Source organism: Kitasatospora sp. NPDC096204, assembly GCF_044763205.1.
In the GTDB taxonomy this organism is placed as follows: domain Bacteria; phylum Actinomycetota; class Actinomycetes; order Streptomycetales; family Streptomycetaceae; genus Kitasatospora.
In genome coordinates this window covers 19,438-38,032 of sequence record NZ_JBIWFT010000013.1, presented here as the reverse complement: position 1 = coordinate 38,032, position 18,595 = coordinate 19,438, and the positions used below count along the sequence as shown (strand labels likewise).

Genomic DNA, 18,595 nt, shown 5'->3' with positions numbered 1-18,595 from the left:
GTCACTCCGGGAGGTGCGGTTCGGAAGGCTGGGGGGCCGGGGCCTGCGTGCCGTGTTCGTCGCGCGCGGGGCGCGACGCGGCGGCGGAGTCGCGGTCGCCGACCAGGACGGCGTCCACGCCGTCGCTGTCGGACAGGCGCACCTGCACGGCCTCGCGCAGCGAGGTGGGGAGGTTCTTGCCCACGTAGTCGGCGCGGATCGGCAGCTCGCGGTGGCCCCGGTCGACCAGGACGGCGAGCTGGACGGCGCGCGGGCGGCCGATGTCGTTCAGCGCGTCGAGCGCGGCGCGGATGGTGCGGCCGGAGAAGAGCACGTCGTCGACGAGGATGACGAGCTTGCCGTCGATGCCGCCGGGCGGGATCTCGGTGTGCTCCAGGGCGCGGGCGGGCTTCAGCCGCAGGTCGTCCCGGTACATGGTGATGTCCAGGGAGCCCAGCGGGATCTCTCGCCCGGTGATCTGGGCCAGCCGGCCGTGCAGGCGGCGGGCGAGGTGGACGCCCCTGGTGTGGATGCCGAGCAGCACGACGTCCTCCGCGCCCTTGGCGCGCTCGACGATCTCGTGCGCTATCCGGGTGACGACCCGGGCGATGTCCGCGCCGTCCAGCACCTGGTGCGGTGGCCGGGGCGTCGGTTCATGGTGTGTGGTCATGCCGAAGCGGACCTCCTTCCCCGCCTCACGGGACGGGTCTTAAAGGATGTCTGGGATGGCCCCCGCCGGCCGGGCGTGGGCTTCGGTCATCCTACCAGCGCGCCGGATCGCAAACAGAAGTCCATCATTCCGCTTCCCGGGGTTAACACTCCGGACGCGCCGACGATGCGGGCCATTCGCACGACTGCCCCATTCGGCTTGACGCATCTACCTTACTCTACGTAACCTCACAGTGAGTTACGAGACGGACGTCGGACCCACCGGTAACGACGTCGGCAATCGCCCGTGACCCACCACTGAACGCGAAGCAATCTCGTCCGGGGAGATCAATGTCCAGCGACTACGCGAAGCAACTCGGAGGCAAGCTCCGAGCGATCCGCACCCAGCAGGGGCTCTCCCTGCACGGTGTCGAGGAGAAGTCCCAGGGGCGATGGAAGGCAGTCGTCGTCGGCTCGTACGAGCGTGGTGACCGTGCGGTCACCGTGCAGCGACTGGCCGAACTGGCGGAGTTCTACGGCGTCCCGGTGCAGGAGCTGCTGCCCGGCGGCACCCCCGGCGGCGCGGCCGAGCCGCCGCCGCGCCTGGTCCTGGACCTGGAGAGACTGACCCAGGTCCCCTCCGAGAAGGCCGGCCCGCTGCAGCGCTACGCGGCGACCATCCAGAGCCAGCGCGGCGACTACAACGGCAAGGTGCTGTCGATCCGCCAGGACGACCTGCGCACCCTGGCCGTCATCTACGACCAGTCCCCGTCGATCCTCACCGAGCAGCTGATCTCCTGGGGCGTGCTGAACCCCGACGCGCGCCGTGCGGTGCGCGAGGAAGACGCGAGCTGAGGCTCACCGCACCGGCTCCCGCCAGCGGATCCAGGGCTGAACCAGCACTCGCTTCCGTAGTGCTGGCAAGCAGAAACGTCACGGCGCGGCTCCCCGGTTCGGGGGCCGCGCCGCGGTGTTGTCACACCGCGGCGGCGCGGCGCGGGCGTCAGCAGACCGTGCCCAGGCTGTAACCGGGCTGCGCGGCCACGCCGTCCAGCCGGACCGGCCGGTCGGCCGGCGCCCACTCCTGGCCACCGCTCGACCAGGCCCAGGAGGCCGGCAGGTACTCCCCGCAGGTGGCCGCCGAGCCCTGCGAACCGTGCAGCACCGCGACGCCCGGCAGCTCCAGGGCCAGCCCGGTGCAGAGCACCGCGCAGACCAGCTCCAGGTCCTCGTCGTTGATCCGGACCACGCCGTCCTCCCACTGGAGCACCCGCGCCGCGGCGGTCAGCGTCCCGCCGGGCGCGTCCACCCGCAGGCGCAGCTCGTACACGCCGGCGCCCGCGCCGACCAGCATCCGCCGGAACACCTCGCCCCCGCGCTGGTAGGCGGCGCGCACCCAGGCGGCGTGCTCCTCGTCGGGCGCGCCCGCGCCCCCGTACAGGCCCCCGTCGAGCAGCAGGTCGGCGTGGCAGAGCGTCAGGCCGTTCTCCCGGGCGCGCACCAGGCGCGGCACGAAGTCCCCGGCCAGCTCCTCGCCCTGATAGGACAGCAGCTGGGCCTGCAGGGCCGGGTTGACCAGGTAGCGGTCACGGGTGGCGGGCTCGGCCGGGTCCAGCCCGTGCAGCACGCAGAACTCCTCGAAGTCCTGCGGGTGGAACATCCGGGCCCGGACGGTGTCGAACCGCTCCAGCGCCTCGGCCAGCAGGTCGGCGGTGTCGGCCAGGTAGCGCTCGTGGTCGGGGGCGTCCGAGATCCCCCAGGCGCGGGCCCGGGCGAAGTCCGCCGCGTTGGTGAGCACCCCGATGACGAACGCCTGCTCGGCCCCCTCGGCCGGCCGCGGCCGGTGCGGAGCCCGCACCACGGGCCGCGAGCCGCCGGAGGTGCAGTCGGAGTTACGGCGGGCGCGCCCCTTTTGGCTCATCGATGGCTCCTGGCTTCGGCGGTCGGGTGAAGTTGACGATCGGCGACGAGTTCGCCGCTGACCGTCTTCCTCCCCATCCGCGCGCGCCGCACACGTACGGCGTGTCACAGGAATGTAACCACCGGTAATACGGGCCCCTCCGGGCCACGGGTCAGGCCGGCCGGGGTGCCCTGGCCAGCTGGCGGGACTGGGCGACCAGCCGGCCGGACTCGTCCCAGACCTCCGCGTCCTCCTCGAAGTAGCCGCCGGCCAGGTTGCGGGTCGCGTGGGTGACCCGCAGCCAGCCGGGCACGGGCCTGGCGCGCAGGTGGACGGTCAGCTCGACGGTGGGGGCCCAGCCCGGCAGGCCGAGGTCGAAGGTGACCGGCGGCAGCGCGTCGGCAACCATCAGGAGCAGCAGCGGGTCGGGCTCGCGGCCGTCGGCGAGCCGGAACCAGCCCTGGATCCGCCCCTTGCCGGAGGGCTGCCCGAGCGCCCAGCCGGCGGTGGCCGGGTCCAGCCGCAGGTCGAACCGCTCCAGCAGGGCGGCCTGGGCGATCAGCTCCTTGGGCGCGTGTTCGACGCCGATGCACTGGTCCGGCGGCGGCAGCTGCGGCGGCTGCGCGCTGGTGCGCACTTCGCCGTCGGCGGCGGCGAGGTCGCCGTGGCTGGCCACCACGCGCAGCCGCTCGACGCCGTCCTGGCTGAGCGAGGCGGTGCCGGTGGACAGGCCGCGGCCGGTGCGCAGCACCTCGGTGCGGACGGTGGCCGGGCCGGGGGTGGAGGCGGACAGGTAGTAACCGCTGATCGACACCGGGTCCGGGTGGGCCTCGTGCTCCAGCGACAGCGCGTGTCCGGCCACGGCGAGCAGCAGTCCGCCGTTCACCCCGCCGCCGATCTGCCAGCCGGCGCCGAGCTCGGCCTCGTAGCGGCCGGCCTCCTCGGGGTGCCTGGTCAGGGCGATGCCCTGGTCGAACTCGCTGCGGGTCGCCGTGGTCATGTGGCGGGACCTGCCCTTCACGCGTGGTTCCGGACGTCAAGTTACTGACAAGTAGGTCCACAGCCTACGCCGACCGGGTGAAACGCGGAACGGCCGCCGGACACCTGTTCGGGTCCGGCGGCCGTTCACGGGGCGCCTGCTACCGGCGGATGCCCGGCTTCAGCTCCAGGAAGCGGGCGAGCATGCCGTTGACGAAGGCCGGGGAGTCGTCCGTGGAGAACTCCTTGGCGATCTCGACGGACTCGTCCAGGACGACCGCGTCCGGGACGCCGTCCTCCCAGATCAGCTCGTACGCACCGAGCCGCAGGACGTTGCGGTCCACGATCGGCATCCGGTCGAGGGTCCAGCCCACGGCGTACTGCTCGATCAGGTCGTCGATGCGGCGGGCGTGCTGGACGTACCCCTCGATGAGCTCCATGGTGTACTCACCCACCTGCGGGGTGCCCTCGTCGGGCTTGGGCTCGCGGGCGCGGGCCACCCAGTCGGCGAGGACCTGCTGCGGGTCGACCCCGCGGTGGTCGGCCTCGAAGAGGATCTGGAAGGCCCTGGTGCGGGCCTTGCTGCGTGCGGCCGACACGGACTTACTTCACCCGGCCGAGGTAGCTGCCGTCGCGGGTGTCGACCTTGATCTTCTCACCGGTGGTGACGAAGAGCGGCACCTGGATCTGGGCACCGGTCTCCAGGGTGGCGGGCTTGGTGCCACCGGTGGAGCGGTCGCCCTGGACGCCCGGCTCGGTCTCGGCGATGGTCAGCTCGACGGCGGCCGGGAGCTCGATGTACAGGACCGAGCCCTCGTTCTGCGCGACGAGGGCCTCGAAGCCCTCCAGCAGGTACTTGGCGGCGTCGCCGACGACGGCCGGCTCGATGGTCAGCTGGTCGTAGGTGTCCATGTCCATGAACACGAAGTTCTCGCCGTCCTTGTACGAGAACTGCATGCCGCGCTTGTCGACGTTGGCGGTCTCGACCTTGGTGCCCGCGTTGAAGGTCTTGTCGACGACCTTGCCCGTCAGGACCTCCTTGAGCTTGGTACGCACGAAGGCCGGGCCCTTACCGGGCTTGACGTGCTGGAACTCGACGACGGACCAGAGCTTGCCGCCCTCCAGCTTGAGGACCATGCCGTTCTTGAGATCGTTCGTGGAAGCCACGGGCGCACTTACTCCTGGATATAGCTGTCAAGGAACCAAGGGGGTGCGTCCTGCCGCCCACGGCCCGGGGGCCGCGGTCACAGGGCGAGGAGCTCCTTGGTGGTGATGGTGAGCAGCTCGGGCCCGCCCTCTTCGAGGGGGCGCACGACGAGCGTGTCCTCGATCCGGACCCCGCCCCTGCCCGGGAGGTGGACCCCTGGGCCGACGGTGACCGGTACGCGGCTGTCCAGTTTACCCATGTCCGCCGGACCGAGTCGCGGGGCCTCCCGGATCTCCAGCCCGATGCCGTGGCCCACCGGGTGCGGGGAGGCCTCGGTGTGGCCGGCCGCCTCCAGGACCTGCCGGGCGGCCCGGTCGGGTACGCACTGCTCCACCCCTGGTCCGAGCGCCTCCCGCCCGGCCCGCTGGGCCCGGAAGACCAGCCGGTGCAGCTCCACCTGCCAGGGCGCGGGAGCGGCGCCGATCACGAAGGTGCGGGCGGTGGAGACGCCGTAGCCGCGGTACTGGGCGCCCATCACCACGGTCAGGAAGTCGCCCTCCTCCACCCGGCGGTCGGTCGGCTGGTGGGCGGCCTGGCCGGAGTGGCTGCCGGTACCGACCGAGACCGGGAAGGCCGCCCGGTCGGCGCCGTGGTCGATCATCCGGCGCTCCAGCTCCATCGCCAGGTGCCGCTCGGTGCGGCCGACCAGGATCGACTCCAGCAGCTCGCCGAGCGCCTGGTCGGCGATCTCGGCGGCGATCCGCAGGTCGGCGATCTCGTGCTCGTCCTTGACCACCCGCAGCCGCTCCACGGTCTGGCCGAGGTCCACCAGTCGGGCCCCCTCGGTCAGGCCGCCGACCGCCCGGTGCCGGCTGACGGTCAGGTCGTGCTCCTCCACCGCGAGGCCCGCCACCCCCGAGCGCGCGGCGGCCGACGCGGCGGCCAGCGCGGTGTCCGTCCCGGCCGCCACCGGCAGCCGGGTGACGTCCGGAGCGATCAGGTGCTCACCGGTGTCGTCCGGCGGCAGGTCGTCCGGCAGCGCGAGCAGGGCCCGCTCTCTGGTCAGCAGCAGGCTCGCCCCGCAGGGCGCGCAGCCCGTCAGGTACCGCACGTTCGCCGCACGGGTGATCAGCGCCGCATCGGCCCCGGCCGCACCGCAGTGCTCCCTCACCCGCTCCCGCCGCCCCGCGTACGCATCCGCCATGCGTCGAGCCTACGAACCCCCGGCCCGAACCGCCCGCCGAGCGCCCCCGACAGAACCCCCGGTGCCCCTTGCACGCCCCCGCGCGACCGCGCCGTGCCCCGCTCCCCGACCCGCCGCGCCCTCTTCGGCGGCGCCCCGGGGCCCCGGCGTCCGGGAATGGGCAGGGCCAGGCCCGCGTTCTCCTCCAGTGAAAACGACTTCCATTTCGGCACCCGGTCCCGGTCCGACACCCGGGGCCGGACACCCAGGCCCCAGGAGGACCCGATGGCCCGCAGCGAACTGCGCCCGGTGATCAAGCTCCGCTCCACCGCCGGCACCGGCTTCACGTACGTGACCCGCAAGAACCGCCGCAACGACCCGGACCGGATGGTCCTGCGCAAGTACGACCCCGCCGCCGGCCGGCACGTCGACTTCCGCGAGGAGCGCTGACCCCGCACGCGCCGAACGGCGCCGCCCCGGGTTCGGGGTGGCGCCGTTCCGCCTGCTCGGAGGCCGGCAGCCGGCCCGGTCACGGGTTCCGTGGCGTCCAGCGCTTCTCGACCCGGGCGAGCTTCCAGTACCCGATCGCGATCGCCCAGACGACCACGAACAGCCCGGCGATGGCGTAGCCGACGTTGTCCAGCGAGATGTCCGCGATGAACCCGGTGACCGGGTCGGTCAGATCGAGCTTCTCGTGCAGCACCCCGACCAGCTCGATGGTGCCGATGACGAAGGCCACCGCGATCGACAGACCGGTGATGGTCAGGTTGTAGTACACCTTCCGCACCGGGTTGGCGAAGGCCCACTGGTACGCGAAGTTCATGAACGTCCCGTCCAGGGTGTCGAACAGGCTCATCCCGGCCGCGAACAGCAGCGGCAGGCAGACGATCGCGTACCACGGCAGCCCGGAGGCCGCACCCGAGCCGGCCATCACCATCAGGGTGACCTCGGTCGCGGTGTCGAAGCCCAGGCCCAGCACCATGCCGACCGGAAACATCTGCCCCGGCCGGGTGATCGAACGGGTCGCCCGGTTCAGCACCCTGGCCATGAAGCCGCGCGAGTCGAGGTGCGCCTCCAGCTCCTTCTCGTCGAACTGCCCGGCCCGCATCGAGCGGAACACCTTGAGGATGCCGAGCAGCGCCGCCAGGTTGAGCGCGCCGATCAGGTAGAGGAAGGCGCCGGAGGCCGTCGTGCCGACCATGCCCAGCCACTTGTGGGTGGCCGACTCGTCGTCCATCAGCGTGTTCGCCAGCTGCGCGCCGCCCGCCACCAGGGCGGCCATCAGCACCACCATCGAGGAGTGCCCGAGGGCGAACCAGAAGCCCACCGAGACCGGCCGCTTGCCGTCCGCCATCAGCTTGCGGGTGGTGTTGTCGATCACCGCGATGTGGTCGGCGTCGAAGGCGTGCCGCATGCCGAGGGTGTACGCGGTGATACCCAGGCCCACCCCGAAGACCTGGGTACCGACCGCGTACCGCTCGGGTGCGACCAGGAAGATCAGCGTGCCGAAGGCCACCACGTGCATGGCCACGATCACCGCCATCAGCCCGGCCGTACGGACGGTGTCCTCGCGCCGCCATCTGAAGGCGGGCAGCACGGAGGGGCCCGGTTCGGGCCCGGCGGAAACGGTTTCGGGCAGGGTCATGCGGATCACGCTCCAGCACCTCGTGGAAAACCTCGTGAGATGCCGTGGCCGGTCTCCTGGCTGACGGGAACACCCGTACCCGCCTTCCCAGGCGCGCGAGGCGCCCAGTGGCTTCATGGGTACGGACGACGCTCCTCCGTAGGCGGAGGAGCGACCCGATCACAGTGGCGAGGGCCGCTCCGGGCTGGGACCCCTGAGGGTCCGTCACCGGTCTTCCCGAGCACCACGGCGGGGAACACCGTAGGGCCCCGCCCCGACCCATGCAAGGCTGCGCACCTACGCAGGTGTCCAGGATCACAGGCCCCCGCCTGCGAGAATGTCCGCATGCATCTCGTACCGGAGGACCGCGCGGGCCACCGCACCATCGACGGGCACCGGGTCTGCGAGGCCATCGCCGCGATCGGCGACCGCACCCACGTCCGGTCCTGGTCCGAGCGGTTCTCCCTGCTCGCGGACCCGGGCCGGCTCTCCCTGTTGCTCGCCCTCCACCGGGCCGGGCCGCTCGCCGTCACCGATCTCGCGGTCGCCACCGGCATGCGCGACCCGGCCGTCTCCCAGGCCCTGCGGCTGCTCCGCACGGCCGGCGTGGTCACCGGCGACCGGGACGGACGAGTGGTGCGCTACCGGCTCGTGGACGAGGCCATGCGCCCCCTGCTCGACGAGTGCGCCGCCGCCGAGCACCACGAGCCCAGCGCGGCGGCGGGCTGACCGGCGCTCGGAACCGCGCCGCGGCCCGGCCGGATGAGTACGATCATGGTGTGCCGTCCCACCCCCACGCCTGGCCCGCCGACCGCTGGAACACCCGACCGGTCAGGGCACGCGTGCTGGCGGTCGCCCGCACCCTCACCTCGGCCACCCGGGTCCTGGACGTCCTCACCCTGCTGAGCCCGGACGGCATCGAGCGCTACTTCACCGTCAACCCCGGCTCCGCCTTCGCCGACCGCGCCCTGGACGAGTACCTGCACGGCCTGTCCGGCTTCACCGTGCTGGACTGGGAGGACGCCGTCCGCCGCCGCTTCGACCTGGCCGTCGCCTGCGCCGTCCACTCCTCCATGCACCGCCTGGACGCCCGCCTCGTCGTCCTCCCGCACGGCGCCGGCTACAACCGCCTGGTCACCGAGTCCACCGGCGACACGGTCAGCGCCGCCGGCCTGTCCCGCAACGAACTCACCCACCATGGAAGGGTGTTCGTCGACGTCCTCGGCCTCTCCCACCCCGAGCAGCTGGACCGGCTGCGGGACTCCTGCCCCGAGGCGCTGGACGTCGCCCGGGTCGTCGGCGACCCGTGCTTCGACCGGATGCTCGGCAGCCGGCGCTCCCGCGACGGCTACCGCGCGGCGCTCGGCGCCGTCGGCGGCCGACGGCTCGTCGTCGTCAGCTCCACCTGGAGCGAGCACTCGTTATTCGGCCGCCACCCCGACCTGCCCCAGCGGCTGGTCCGCCAACTGCCCGCCGACGAGTACACGGTGGCCGTCGTCCTGCACCCCAACGTGTGGAGCCGGCACGACCCCGAGGCGCTGCTCGCCGCCGCCCGCCGGATGGGCCTGCGCCTGATCCCGCCCCACCAGGGCTGGCAGGCCGCACTGGTCGCCGCCGACTGCGTGATCGGCGACCACGGCTCGGTCACCGTCTACGGCGCCGCCCTGGACCACCGAACCGCACCCTGCTCGTCGCCACCGGCGCCGCCGAACTCGACCCGCGCTCCCCCAGCTACGCCTTCGGCCAGGCCGCACCCGTCCTCGACCCCGACGGGGACCTCACCGCCCAGCTCGAACTGGCCCTGGCCCGGGAGCCGGCCGACCTGAGCGGCATCACCGACCGGTCGCTCGCCCACCGCGGCGAGTCCGCCCGCCTGCTGCGCCCCCTGCTCTACTCCTTCCTGAAGGAGCTGGACGAACCCCGGGACGAACCGGCCCTGCCGCCCTACCCCAGGCCCGTCCCGCACCCAGCCGCCGAGGGGCCCACCGCGTACGACGTCGAGGGGCGGAGCGAGGGCACCGACGTCAGCCTCCGGCGCTACCCCTTCGACCCGGACGACCACGCCCCGCGCGGCTTCCACGCCCTCACCGACGACCACCCCGGCGACGCCCTGCGCTACACCGCCGAGGTCCTCGCCCGCACCGAGGTGCACGCCGAACTCCCCGCCGCCCGCTGGCTCGCCGACACCGCCGCCGAACTCCCCGGCCTCGCCGTCGCGGTGGCCGCCCTCGGCCCGGCCCGCCACCTGCTCCGGCTGCGCACCGGCCTGCTGCTGGAGGCCCGCGCCGAACCGGACTGGAACCACCCCGACCCGGCGATCGACCCGCTGCTGCTCGGCTCCGCCGTGGCCTGCTGGCTCGCCGAAGGCGGCGCCCCGGCCGCCCTCCCCGACCACGGGCTCACCGTCCGCACCGGCGAGCACCGCACCCGGGTGTCGTTCCGTACCGGGCCCTGAGGCGCGTCTAGCCCCGCAGCTCCCGCAGCCGCGCACGGCTGCGCTCGGCCAGTTCCTCGTCGCCCCGCTCCTCGGCGAGGGAGGCGAGCAGGGTGTGCGCCTGCGCCTCCTTCGCGTACTGGCTCCGGTGCTTGGCCCGCCGGGCACAGTCCTGGGCCTGGGCGAGGGCGAGGTCCAGCTGCCCCAGCGCCCGGTGGGCCCGGGCCCGGACCAGCGGCAGCTTCATCAGCATGTCGACGTCCCGCGTCCGCTCGGCCTGGCCAGTGGCCCCGGCCAGCACGGTCAGCGCCTCCTGCGCACGCCCGTCCGCGATCAGCGCCTGCGCCAGGTTGTAGCCCTGGACGATCTCGCCGTGGTCGTCACCCCGGTTCTCCGCGAGGGCCAGGGTGAACCGCTCCACCGCGTCGCCGGGACGGCCGTCGGCCAGGCAGAGCAGACCGTCCGTCTCGTAGAGCACCCCCAGCACCTGCCGGTCGGCCACCAGCGGCACCTGCTCGGTGGCGAGCGCCAACTGCTCGGCGGCGAGCCGGAATTCCTTCCGCTCGTAGTAGGCGCGGGCCAACTGGTTGCGCATCCGGACCACGGCGGCGGGCTGGTTGTCCCACTGCGCCGACTCGATGCCGATCCGGTGGGTGGCGATCCAGTCCTGGTAGAGCTTGCGGTCGTGGTACAGCAGCCAGAGCGACTCGCAGAGCCGCCACACCTCGCCGTGCCACCCCTGCTCGGCCGCCGACTCCAGCACCGCGCGGAAGTTGGCGCGCTCGGCGTACAGCCACTCCAGCGCGGCGGTGTCGGAGGGGAAGCGGGGCAGCTCGTCACCGCTCGGGTCCTGGAGGCGGAGCCGTTTCGCGGCCATCGCACGGTCGGCGACCGACGCCCGGCCCCGGTAGTACGCCACGACGGCGGCGAGGAGGGCCCCGCGGTCGGGCAGCTCCTGGGTCCGGCCGTAGGCGTGCAGCCGCACCACGTCGTGGGCCCGGTAGCGGTTCTCACCCTCGTCGTCGTCCACCACCTCGTCCAACAGGTGGACGTCACGCAGTTCCGCGATCGCCCGCTCGGCCCGCTCGACGCCGACCGCGCGCGCCAGTTCGGCGGACACGAAGGGGCCGGGGTGTACGCCGATCAGGTGATAGAGCGCCCGGCCCCGCGCCGACAGCCGCTCGTAGACCAGGTCGTAGGTCGCGCCGAGATCGCTCTCCTCGTCCTCCAGCATCGCCAACCCGCCTTCCCGGTCCCGCAGTTCGGCCACCACCCGGCCGACCGGCAGGCTGTCCCGGTCCAGCAGTTGGCTCCCGACCGCGTTCAGCGCGAGCGGCAGCCCGCCGCACAGCCCGACCAGCTCCGCCAGTTCCCCGTCGGTGCCCCGCGCGGCGCCCACCCAGCCGCGCACCAGTTCGGCGCCCGCCGTCGCGCTCAGCGGCCCGAGCCGGCACACCTCGGCACCGTCCGTCCGCAGCGCGGGCAACCGCCGCCGGCTCGCGACCACCACCAGTCCACCGGACGGGATCAGCGCGCGGACCTCCGCGGCGTGCTCGACGTTGTCCAGGAAGAACAGGCACCGGCGCTCGGCGGTGGCGGTGCGGAACGCCGTGAACCGCTCGGCCTCCACGACCGGGGGCTCGGTGCCGAGGGCACGCAGGAAGCCGGCCAGCAACTCGGGCAGGTCCACCCCGCCGTGGTGCCGGTAGGCCTTCAGGTCGGCGTAGAGGTCCCCGCCCGGGAAGTGCTCCCGGTGGTCCCTGGCGAACTTGGCGATCAGCTCGGTCTTGCCGACCCCACCGAGGCCGGTGAACACCACGACCCCGAGCCCGTCCTCCTCGACCCGCCCCAGAGCCCGGGTCAGCGCGGCGAGTTCCGGCTCCCGGTTGACGAAGGGACCGCGTGGCGGGCGGATCTGACGCGGCCTCGGCAGCGGCTCCCGATCGTGGAAGTGCACCGACCCGATGGTCCCGGCCTGCACCACGTGGCCGCCCACCGTGGCACCCGACACGGTGTTGGACACCTCGCGCCGCTCCATCCGCCTGCTCCCTCCGACCGGCCGGGCCCCAGCCTACGGGCTGGGCACCCGACCGGAGGGAGCTTCAGGTCACCGGGGGGTGATCTCGCCCATCTCCGCCCAGCCGTCCATGCCGGGGATCTCGGTCGAGACGATCCGCGGCTTGGCGGCCACCGCGTACGACAGCTCCTCCATGGCCTTGGTGAAGTGCGCCGACTCCACGTGCGCCTTGCCCGCGTCGCCGTCGCGGAACGCCTCGACCAGGACGAACTCGTTGGGGTCGTCGACGCTGCGGGACCACTCGAAGAAGAGGTTGCCGGGCTCCTGACGGGTGGCCTGGGTGAACTCGTCGACCAGGCTCAGCCAGTCGTCGGCGCGCTCCGGGCGGACCGGGAACTTGACCGTAATGAAGATCATGGGGCTTCCTTTCGTTCCACGTTCACACGTGGCCGTGCGGACAGAACACGCGGCTCGGCGCGCGCGACACCCATCGTCGCAGGTCAGCGGGGCCGCCCACGACACGGGGCGGCACGCGTCACGAGGTAGCGCGCATCACGGTGCGGCACGCGTCCCGGCCGGATCCGCTCACGCCGCCTGGCAGGTCGGGCACCAGAACAGGTTGCGGGCGGCGTGCTCCTCCGTCCGCACGTCGGTGCCGCAGACCAGGCAGGGCATGGCGGCCCGCCGGTACACGTACACCTCGCCACCGTGGTCGTCCACCCGGGGCGGTCGGCCCATCGCCTCGGGGGTGTGCTCGGGACGGACGGTGTCGATCCGCCCGGCGGTGGCGCCCTCCCGCATCAGGGCGACCAGGTCGGCCCAGACGGCGTCCCACTCCCGGCGGGCGAGGTCGCGCCCGGCCCGGTGCGGGGCGATGCCGTGGCGGAACAGCACCTCGGCCCGGTAGACGTTGCCCACCCCGGCCAGCACCTTCTGGTCCATCAGCAGCGCGGCGACGGTCGTGCGGCTGCCCGATATCCGGCGCCAGGCGGCCTCCGGGTCGGCGTCGGCGCGCAGCGGGTCGGGGCCCAGCCGGGCGGCGACGGCGGCCTTCTGCTCCTCGGTGACGAGCGCGCAGGTGTTGGGACCGCGCAGGTCGGCGTAGCCGTCCTCGTTCTCCAGCCGCAGCCGGACCAGCCCGACCGGCTCGGGTGCCGGGCCGGTACCGAAGGTGAAGCCGCCGTAGAGGCCGAGGTGGACGTGCACCCAGGCGCCCTCCTCGAAGCCGAGGAAGAGGTGCTTGCCGGTGGCCTCCGTGGCGGTGAGCAGCTGCCCGTCGATCACCTTGGCCTCGTCGGCGAACCGGCCCTGGGGGCTGGAGACCCGTACCGGGCGGCCGCCGAAGGCCTTCCGGTTCTCGGTGGCCAGGCGGTGGATGATGTGGCCTTCGGGCACGGGCGTCAGCTCCTCCGGGTGCTGCGACTGGACCCGTCCATCATCGCAGCCGGCTCCGACAGGCCCGGCCGCGCCGCAGGTCAGCGGACGGGGACGCCCATCAGCCGGGCCAGGATGACGCGGTCGAGCTCGGCGGCCGTCCCGGCGACGTCCAGGTAGGAGTTGTCGATGATCGGCAGCCCGGAGTTGTACCAGCCGGCCATCCGCCCGTGGATGCGGGCCACCTCCTCGTCCCCGAGGCGGCGGTTGCCGCTGCGCCGGGCGTTGCGGTGCAGCACCGAGTCCAGGCTGGGCAGCAGCACGACCGGGATCATGCCGGGGCCGATGTGCCGCTTCCAGCCGCCGAGGCCGATCGCCGGGCGGTCCGGGAAGACGGCGTCGTCGATGATGCAGGAGATGCCGTTGGCCAGGTAGTTGCGGCAGGCGAAGCCGCAGGTGCGGCGGGCCAGCCGGTACTGCGCCTCGGAGGCGTTGTTCCAGCCGGACTGCGGGTTGGCGAAGCCGGACTGCACCCACTCGCGGACGTCGTCCAGGCTGATGTGCGCGGTCGGGCCGGGCCGCCGCTCGGCCCAGTGGCGGGCGACGGTGGTCTTGCCGGCTCCGGCCGGTCCGATCAGCAGGACGGCGATCGGGCCGGTGGGCGCGTGCTGCCGCGGCGGGTGGGCGGGCAGTTGGACGGGCGCGCCGGACGGCAGCACGAAGTGCCCGGTGCCGCCGGCGGGCACCGGCGCGGTCGGTGCCGGTGCGGCCGCGGGGGCAGGAGCCGGGTGGGCGGCGGGCCCGGGAGCGGCGGGGGCGGTGGGCGCCGGGTGGACCGGCGGCGCGGACGGCGGGGAGAGCGGCGCTCCCGACGGCGCCCCCGACGACGTCCCCCGCGCACCGCCCCCCGGCGGCACCGGCGGAGCGACGGGACGCGGCGGGACCTGCCCGCCTCCGGTGTACTGCGTCACGGCACCTCCCCGCACCTGTCAGCGTGGACACTACACGGCGGCCCGGCGGCGGGCACAGTCCGCCGCCGGGCCACCGCCCTTGCCCTCAACGGGTGGTGAGCCCTTCGGCCAGTGCGCGCAGCGCGAGCTCGTACGAGCCGAGGCCGAATCCGGCGATGGTGCCGGAGGCCACCGCGGCGATCACCGAGGTGTGCCGGAAGGTCTCCCGGGCGTACGGGTTGGAGATGTGCACCTCGATCAGCGGCGCGGTGCGCTGGGCCGCGGCGTCCCGCATCGCGTACGAGTAGTGGGTGAACGCGCCGGGGTTGATCACCACCGGCACCTGCCCGTCGGCGGCCTCGTGCAGCCACTCCACCATCTGCTGCTCGGAGTTGGTCTCGTGGACCTCGACCTCGAAGCCGAACTCCTTGCCCAGCTCGGTGCAGCGCTCGACCAGTCCGGCGTACGAGGTGGCGCCGTAGACGTCCGGCTCGCGGCTGCCCAGCCGGCCCAGGTTGGGGCCGTTGAGGACCATCACCCTGGTCACGCCGAGACCTCCGCGTACGCGGCGACCAGCAGCGACGGGTCGGGGCCCTCCAGCACGGAGGTCTTGCCCAGGCCGTCCAGCACGATGAAGCGGATCAGGTCGCCGCGCGACTTCTTGTCGATCTTCATCGCGTCCAGCAGCTTCGGCCAGGCGTCCGCCCGGTAGCTCAGCGGCAGGCCGACCGAGGCCAGCACGGTGCGGTGCCGGTCCGCCGTCTCGTCGTCCAACCGCCCGGCCAGACGGCCGAGTTCGGCGGCGAAGACCATGCCGATGGAGATCGCCGCGCCGTGCCGCCACTTGTAGCGCTCGTTGCGCTCGATGGCGTGGCCCAGGGTGTGGCCGTAGTTGAGGATCTCCCGGCGCCCGGACTCCTTGAGGTCCCCGGAGACCACGTCGGCCTTGACCTGGACGGCCCGGCGGATCAGCTCGACGGTGTGCGGCCCGGCCGGCGTCCTCGCGCCCTCCGGGTCGGCCTCGATCAGGTCGAGGATCACCGGGTCGGCGATGAAGCCGCACTTGATGACCTCGGCCAGGCCGGAGACGTAGTCGTGCCGGGGCACCGTCTCCAGCGTGGCGAGGTCGGCCAGCACGCCCACCGGCGGGTGGAACGCGCCGACCATGTTCTTGCCCTCGGCGATGTTGATGCCGGTCTTGCCGCCGACCGCCGCGTCGACCATGCCGAGCAGCGTGGTGGGCATCGAGATCCAGCGCACCCCGCGCAGCCAGGTCGCCGCGACGAACCCGGCCAGGTCGGTGGTCGCGCCACCACCCAGTCCGACGATCACATCGCTGCGGGTGAACCCGGTCTGCCCCAGCACCGACCAGCAGTACGCGGCGACCTCGGCGCTCTTCGCCTCCTCGGCGTTCGGCACCTGCAGCACGATGGCCTCGTAGCCCTCGCCGGCCAGGTCGTCACGGATCGCGTCCGCGGTGGCGGCCAGCGCCTCCGGGTGGATCACCGCCACCCGCTTCGCCCGGGTACCGACCAGCGGCGCCAGCTCACCCAGCAGCTGGTGCCCGATCAGCACCTCGTACGCGTCATGGCCGGCACCGGCGCCGACGTTGATCCTGGCGGTCGTGTCACTCATGGGGGGTCTTCAGCTCCAGTGCTTCCAGTACGGCGTCCGCGACCTGCTCCGGGCTGCGCCCGGCGGTGTCGACGACGGCGGTGGCCACCTCCAGGTAGAGGGGGCGGCGGGCCTCCATCAGCTCGCGCCAGCGGGCCCGCGGGTTGACGGCCAGCAGCGGGCGCGGGGCGTCCAGGCCGACCCGCTTGACCGCGTCGGCGAGCGGGACCTCCAGGAAGGCCACCGGCAGCCCGTGCAGCAGCGCGCGGGTGGCCTCGGCCATCACCGCGCCGCCGCCCAGCGCCAGCACCCCGTCGTGTCCCTCGGCGGCCGCGCGCACGGCCTGCGCCTCCAGCGCGCGGAAGTGCGGCTCGCCCTCGTCGACGAAGATCTCCGGGATCGGCTTGCCGGCCGTCGCCTCGATGTCGGCGTCGGTGTCCCGGAAGCCCACGCCCAGGCGCTCGGCCAGCACCCGCCCGACAGTGGACTTGCCGCTGCCGGGCGGGCCGACCAGCACCACCAGGGGTGTGGTCATCGGACGATCAGGTGGTCGAGGTAGCCCTGCACGTTGCGGCGGGTCTCGCTGACGTTGTCGCCGCCGAACTTCTCGTTGACCGCGTCCGCCAGCACCAGCGCGACCATCGCCTCGGCGACGATGCCCGCGGCCGGCACCGCGCAGACGTCCGAGCGCTGGTGGTGCGCCTTGGCCGGCTCACCGGTGCGCACGTCCAGGGTCTGCAGCGCCCGCGGCACGGTCGCGATCGGCTTCATCGCGGCGCGCACCCGCAGCACCTCGCCGGTGCTCAGGCCGCCCTCGGTGCCGCCGGAGCGGCCGGAGGTGCGCTTGACGCCCTCGGCGGTCGGGACGATCTCGTCGTGCGCCTTGGAACCCGGCACCCGGGCCAGCTCGAAGCCGTCGCCGACCTCGACGCCCTTGATCGCCTGGATGCCCATCAGCGCGGCGGCCAGCCGCGCGTCCAGCCGGCGGTCCCAGTGCACGTGCGAGCCGAGGCCCACCGGCACGCCGTACGCCAGCACCTCCACCACGCCGCCCAGGGTGTCGCCGTCCTTGTGGGCCTGGTCGATCTCCGCGACCATCGCCTTCGAGGCGTCCTCGTCCAGGCAGCGCACCGGGTCGGCGTCCAGCCGGGCCTCGTCCGAGGGCAGCGGCAGCACGCCGGCCGGCGCCTTGGCGGCGGCCAGCTCGACCACGTGGCTGACGATCTCGATCCCGGCCACCTCGCGCAGGTAGGCGCGGGCGACGGCGCCCAGCGCGACCCGGGCGGCCGTCTCACGGGCGCTGGCGCGCTCCAGGATCGGCCGGGCCTCGTCGATCGAGTACTTCTGCATGCCGGCCAGGTCGGCGTGGCCGGGCCGGGGGCGGGTGAGCGCCTCGTTGCGGGCCAGGCCCGCCAGCACCTCGGGGTCGACCGGGTCGGCCGACATGACCTGCTCCCACTTCGGCCACTCGGTGTTGCCGACCATGATCGCGACCGGGCTGCCCATGGTCAGACCGTGCCGGACGCCGCCGAGGAAGGTCACCTCGTCCTGCTCGAACTTCATCCGCGCCCCGCGGCCGTAACCGAGCCGGCGGCGCGCCAGCGCGTCGGCCACCACGTCGGTGGTGACCGGTACACCGGCGGGCAGGCCTTCCAGCGTCGCGACGAGTGCGGGGCCGTGCGACTCCCCCGCCGTCAGCCAGCGCAACGTACCCAACGGAGCTCCTTCATCAGCGGACCGGACCTCGGCACCGCCGGGGCCCGCCCCGGGCGTGCCTTGTCCCTGAATCCTTTCATGCCCCAGCAGCACCCGGCGGCACAGTCCGCGTGACGGACAGCAACCGGCCACCATCCGGCCGGGATGCCCTCCCGGAACCCTCCGACGGTCCGGACGATCCGCGGGGCCGGCCGCCGGGCTCAGTGACCGGCGAGCGCCTTCTCCCCCGCCTCGCGCATCGCCGCCAGCGGCCCGGGCGTCCGCCCGGTGAAGGCCTCGCTCTGCAGCACGGCCTGGTGCACCAGGAGGTCCAGCCCGCCCAGGACGGTCGCCCCGCGCGCGGCGCAGGCCGCGGCCAGGGCCGTCGGCCACGGGTGGTACAGCACGTCGAAGAGCGCGCCCGGCTCGGCGGGCAGCGCCCCGGCGAACGCGTCGGTCGCGCCGACCGGCGTGGTGGAGACGGTCAGCGGCCGGGCCAGCGCCTCGGCGCCGCGCTCCCAGTCGGCGGTGCGGACGGCCATGCCGAGCCGGTCGCCCAGCACGGCCATCTCCCTGGCCCGCTCGGCGCCGCGCACGTAGACCGTCACCTCGCCGGTGCAGATCTGGGCGAGCGCGGCCAGCGCCGAGGAGGCGGTGGCCCCGGCCCCCAGGACGGCCGCCTCGGGCACCTCGGTGATCCCGCGCTCACGCAGCGCGTTGACCAGCCCCGGAACGTCGGTGTTGTCCCCGGTGCGCCGGCCGTCGGCGGTGAACACCACGGTGTTCACCGCGTCCACCGAGCGGGCCGTCGCGCTGACCTCGTCGAGCAGCGGGATGATCGCCCGCTTCAGCGGCATGGTCAGCGACAGCCCGGCCCACTCGGCCTCGTCCAGCGCCGCGACGAACCCGGGCAGCCCGGCCTCGTCGACCTCGAAACGGTCGTAGCGCCAGCCGTCCAGCCCGAGCGCCGCGAAGGCCGCCCGGTGCAGGTCCGGCGAGAGCGAGTGGGCGATCGGCGAGCCGAGTACGGCCGCCCGGTGCTTGCTGGTCAA

At 73.6% G+C, this 18,595-nt stretch carries 20 protein-coding genes and 1 riboswitch; of the genes, 4 read left to right on the top strand and 16 right to left on the bottom strand.

Features of this window, described 5'->3' with window-relative positions:
* Window position 1: 1 nt before the first annotated feature.
* The gene (gene pyrR, locus ACIQ87_RS16335; RefSeq protein ID WP_402406581.1) at window positions 2-649 is read right to left on the bottom strand and encodes a bifunctional pyr operon transcriptional regulator/uracil phosphoribosyltransferase PyrR; all 648 of its coding nucleotides are present in this window, start codon (window positions 647-649) and stop codon (window positions 2-4) included.
* A gap of 329 nt (window positions 650-978) precedes the next feature.
* Here pyrR and ACIQ87_RS16330 point away from each other — a divergent pair, with 329 nt between their 5' ends.
* Window positions 979-1,482 (top strand): transcriptional regulator, encoded by a 504-nt coding sequence (locus ACIQ87_RS16330; protein ID WP_030056198.1) that lies wholly within the window; start codon window positions 979-981, stop codon window positions 1,480-1,482.
* Between the two features lie 148 nt (window positions 1,483-1,630).
* On the opposite strand, the gene ACIQ87_RS16325 is transcribed toward ACIQ87_RS16330, so the two are convergent.
* The 5 genes from ACIQ87_RS16325 to ACIQ87_RS16305 all read right to left on the bottom strand — a co-directional run bounded on the left by ACIQ87_RS16325 (window position 1,631) and on the right by ACIQ87_RS16305 (window position 5,856).
* A complete protein-coding gene (locus ACIQ87_RS16325) occupies window positions 1,631-2,548 on the bottom strand; it encodes a hypothetical protein (protein ID WP_402406578.1) in 918 nt (305 codons plus the stop codon).
* 151 nt (window positions 2,549-2,699) lie between these two features.
* Complete coding sequence (locus tag ACIQ87_RS16320; RefSeq protein ID WP_402406576.1) at window positions 2,700-3,527, bottom strand: thioesterase family protein; 828 nt, start codon at window positions 3,525-3,527, stop codon at window positions 2,700-2,702.
* Between the two features lie 139 nt (window positions 3,528-3,666).
* Window positions 3,667-4,104, bottom strand: coding sequence for a transcription antitermination factor NusB (gene nusB / locus ACIQ87_RS16315; protein WP_402406573.1), 438 nt, complete (start codon window positions 4,102-4,104; stop codon window positions 3,667-3,669).
* A 4-nt stretch (window positions 4,105-4,108) separates the two neighbouring features.
* Window positions 4,109-4,672 (bottom strand): elongation factor P, encoded by a 564-nt coding sequence (gene efp, locus ACIQ87_RS16310; RefSeq protein WP_402406571.1) that lies wholly within the window; start codon window positions 4,670-4,672, stop codon window positions 4,109-4,111.
* Window positions 4,673-4,749: 77 nt separating this feature from the next.
* Window positions 4,750-5,856 (bottom strand): M24 family metallopeptidase, encoded by a 1,107-nt coding sequence (locus ACIQ87_RS16305; RefSeq protein ID WP_402406568.1) that lies wholly within the window; start codon window positions 5,854-5,856, stop codon window positions 4,750-4,752.
* 264 nt (window positions 5,857-6,120) lie between these two features.
* Here ACIQ87_RS16305 and rpmG point away from each other — a divergent pair, with 264 nt between their 5' ends.
* Window positions 6,121-6,285, top strand: a complete 165-nt coding sequence (gene rpmG / locus ACIQ87_RS16300) for a 50S ribosomal protein L33 (RefSeq protein ID WP_030056206.1) — start codon at window positions 6,121-6,123, stop codon at window positions 6,283-6,285.
* Between the two features lie 79 nt (window positions 6,286-6,364).
* Here the strand turns inward: rpmG and ACIQ87_RS16295 are convergent, their stop codons facing one another.
* Window positions 6,365-7,480: a HoxN/HupN/NixA family nickel/cobalt transporter gene (locus tag ACIQ87_RS16295; protein ID WP_402406565.1), complete on the bottom strand. Its 1,116-nt coding sequence runs from the start codon at window positions 7,478-7,480 to the stop codon at window positions 6,365-6,367.
* 28 nt (window positions 7,481-7,508) lie between these two features.
* A riboswitch (cobalamin riboswitch) is annotated at window positions 7,509-7,723 on the bottom strand.
* 81 nt (window positions 7,724-7,804) lie between these two features.
* On the opposite strand from ACIQ87_RS16295, the gene ACIQ87_RS16290 reads away from it, so the two are divergent.
* Together ACIQ87_RS16290 and ACIQ87_RS16285 are read left to right on the top strand one after the other, a co-directional pair.
* Window positions 7,805-8,188, top strand: coding sequence for an ArsR/SmtB family transcription factor (locus ACIQ87_RS16290; RefSeq protein WP_402406563.1), 384 nt, complete (start codon window positions 7,805-7,807; stop codon window positions 8,186-8,188).
* A gap of 50 nt (window positions 8,189-8,238) precedes the next feature.
* Complete coding sequence (locus ACIQ87_RS16285; RefSeq protein WP_402406560.1) at window positions 8,239-9,285, top strand: hypothetical protein; 1,047 nt, start codon at window positions 8,239-8,241, stop codon at window positions 9,283-9,285.
* Window positions 9,286-9,921: 636 nt separating this feature from the next.
* On the opposite strand, the gene ACIQ87_RS16280 is transcribed toward ACIQ87_RS16285, so the two are convergent.
* From ACIQ87_RS16280 to ACIQ87_RS16240, 9 genes are all read right to left on the bottom strand, one after another.
* A complete protein-coding gene (locus tag ACIQ87_RS16280; RefSeq protein WP_402406558.1) occupies window positions 9,922-11,931 on the bottom strand; it encodes an AAA family ATPase in 2,010 nt (669 codons plus the stop codon).
* A 69-nt stretch (window positions 11,932-12,000) separates the two neighbouring features.
* Window positions 12,001-12,327 (bottom strand): putative quinol monooxygenase, encoded by a 327-nt coding sequence (locus ACIQ87_RS16275; protein WP_392874757.1) that lies wholly within the window; start codon window positions 12,325-12,327, stop codon window positions 12,001-12,003.
* Between the two features lie 168 nt (window positions 12,328-12,495).
* Window positions 12,496-13,305, bottom strand: coding sequence for an Fpg/Nei family DNA glycosylase (locus tag ACIQ87_RS16270; RefSeq protein ID WP_402406555.1), 810 nt, complete (start codon window positions 13,303-13,305; stop codon window positions 12,496-12,498).
* Window positions 13,306-13,385: 80 nt separating this feature from the next.
* Window positions 13,386-14,255 (bottom strand): AAA family ATPase, encoded by an 870-nt coding sequence (locus tag ACIQ87_RS16265; RefSeq protein WP_402406552.1) that lies wholly within the window; start codon window positions 14,253-14,255, stop codon window positions 13,386-13,388.
* An 85-nt stretch (window positions 14,256-14,340) separates the two neighbouring features.
* Window positions 14,341-14,769, bottom strand: a complete 429-nt coding sequence (gene aroQ, locus ACIQ87_RS16260) for a type II 3-dehydroquinate dehydratase (RefSeq protein WP_402406940.1) — start codon at window positions 14,767-14,769, stop codon at window positions 14,341-14,343.
* 8 nt (window positions 14,770-14,777) lie between these two features.
* Window positions 14,778-15,869: a 3-dehydroquinate synthase gene (gene aroB, locus ACIQ87_RS16255; RefSeq protein WP_402406550.1), complete on the bottom strand. Its 1,092-nt coding sequence runs from the start codon at window positions 15,867-15,869 to the stop codon at window positions 14,778-14,780.
* Window positions 15,862-16,383: a shikimate kinase gene (locus ACIQ87_RS16250; protein WP_402406547.1), complete on the bottom strand. Its 522-nt coding sequence runs from the start codon at window positions 16,381-16,383 to the stop codon at window positions 15,862-15,864. The genes aroB and ACIQ87_RS16250 overlap by 8 nt, the downstream gene beginning before the upstream one ends.
* On the bottom strand, window positions 16,380-17,564 hold the full coding sequence (aroC, locus tag ACIQ87_RS16245) for a chorismate synthase (RefSeq protein ID WP_402406545.1): 1,185 nt from the start codon (window positions 17,562-17,564) through the stop codon (window positions 16,380-16,382). The genes ACIQ87_RS16250 and aroC overlap by 4 nt, the downstream gene beginning before the upstream one ends.
* A gap of 200 nt (window positions 17,565-17,764) precedes the next feature.
* On the bottom strand, window positions 17,765-18,595 hold the full coding sequence (locus ACIQ87_RS16240) for a shikimate dehydrogenase (RefSeq protein WP_402406543.1): 831 nt from the start codon (window positions 18,593-18,595) through the stop codon (window positions 17,765-17,767).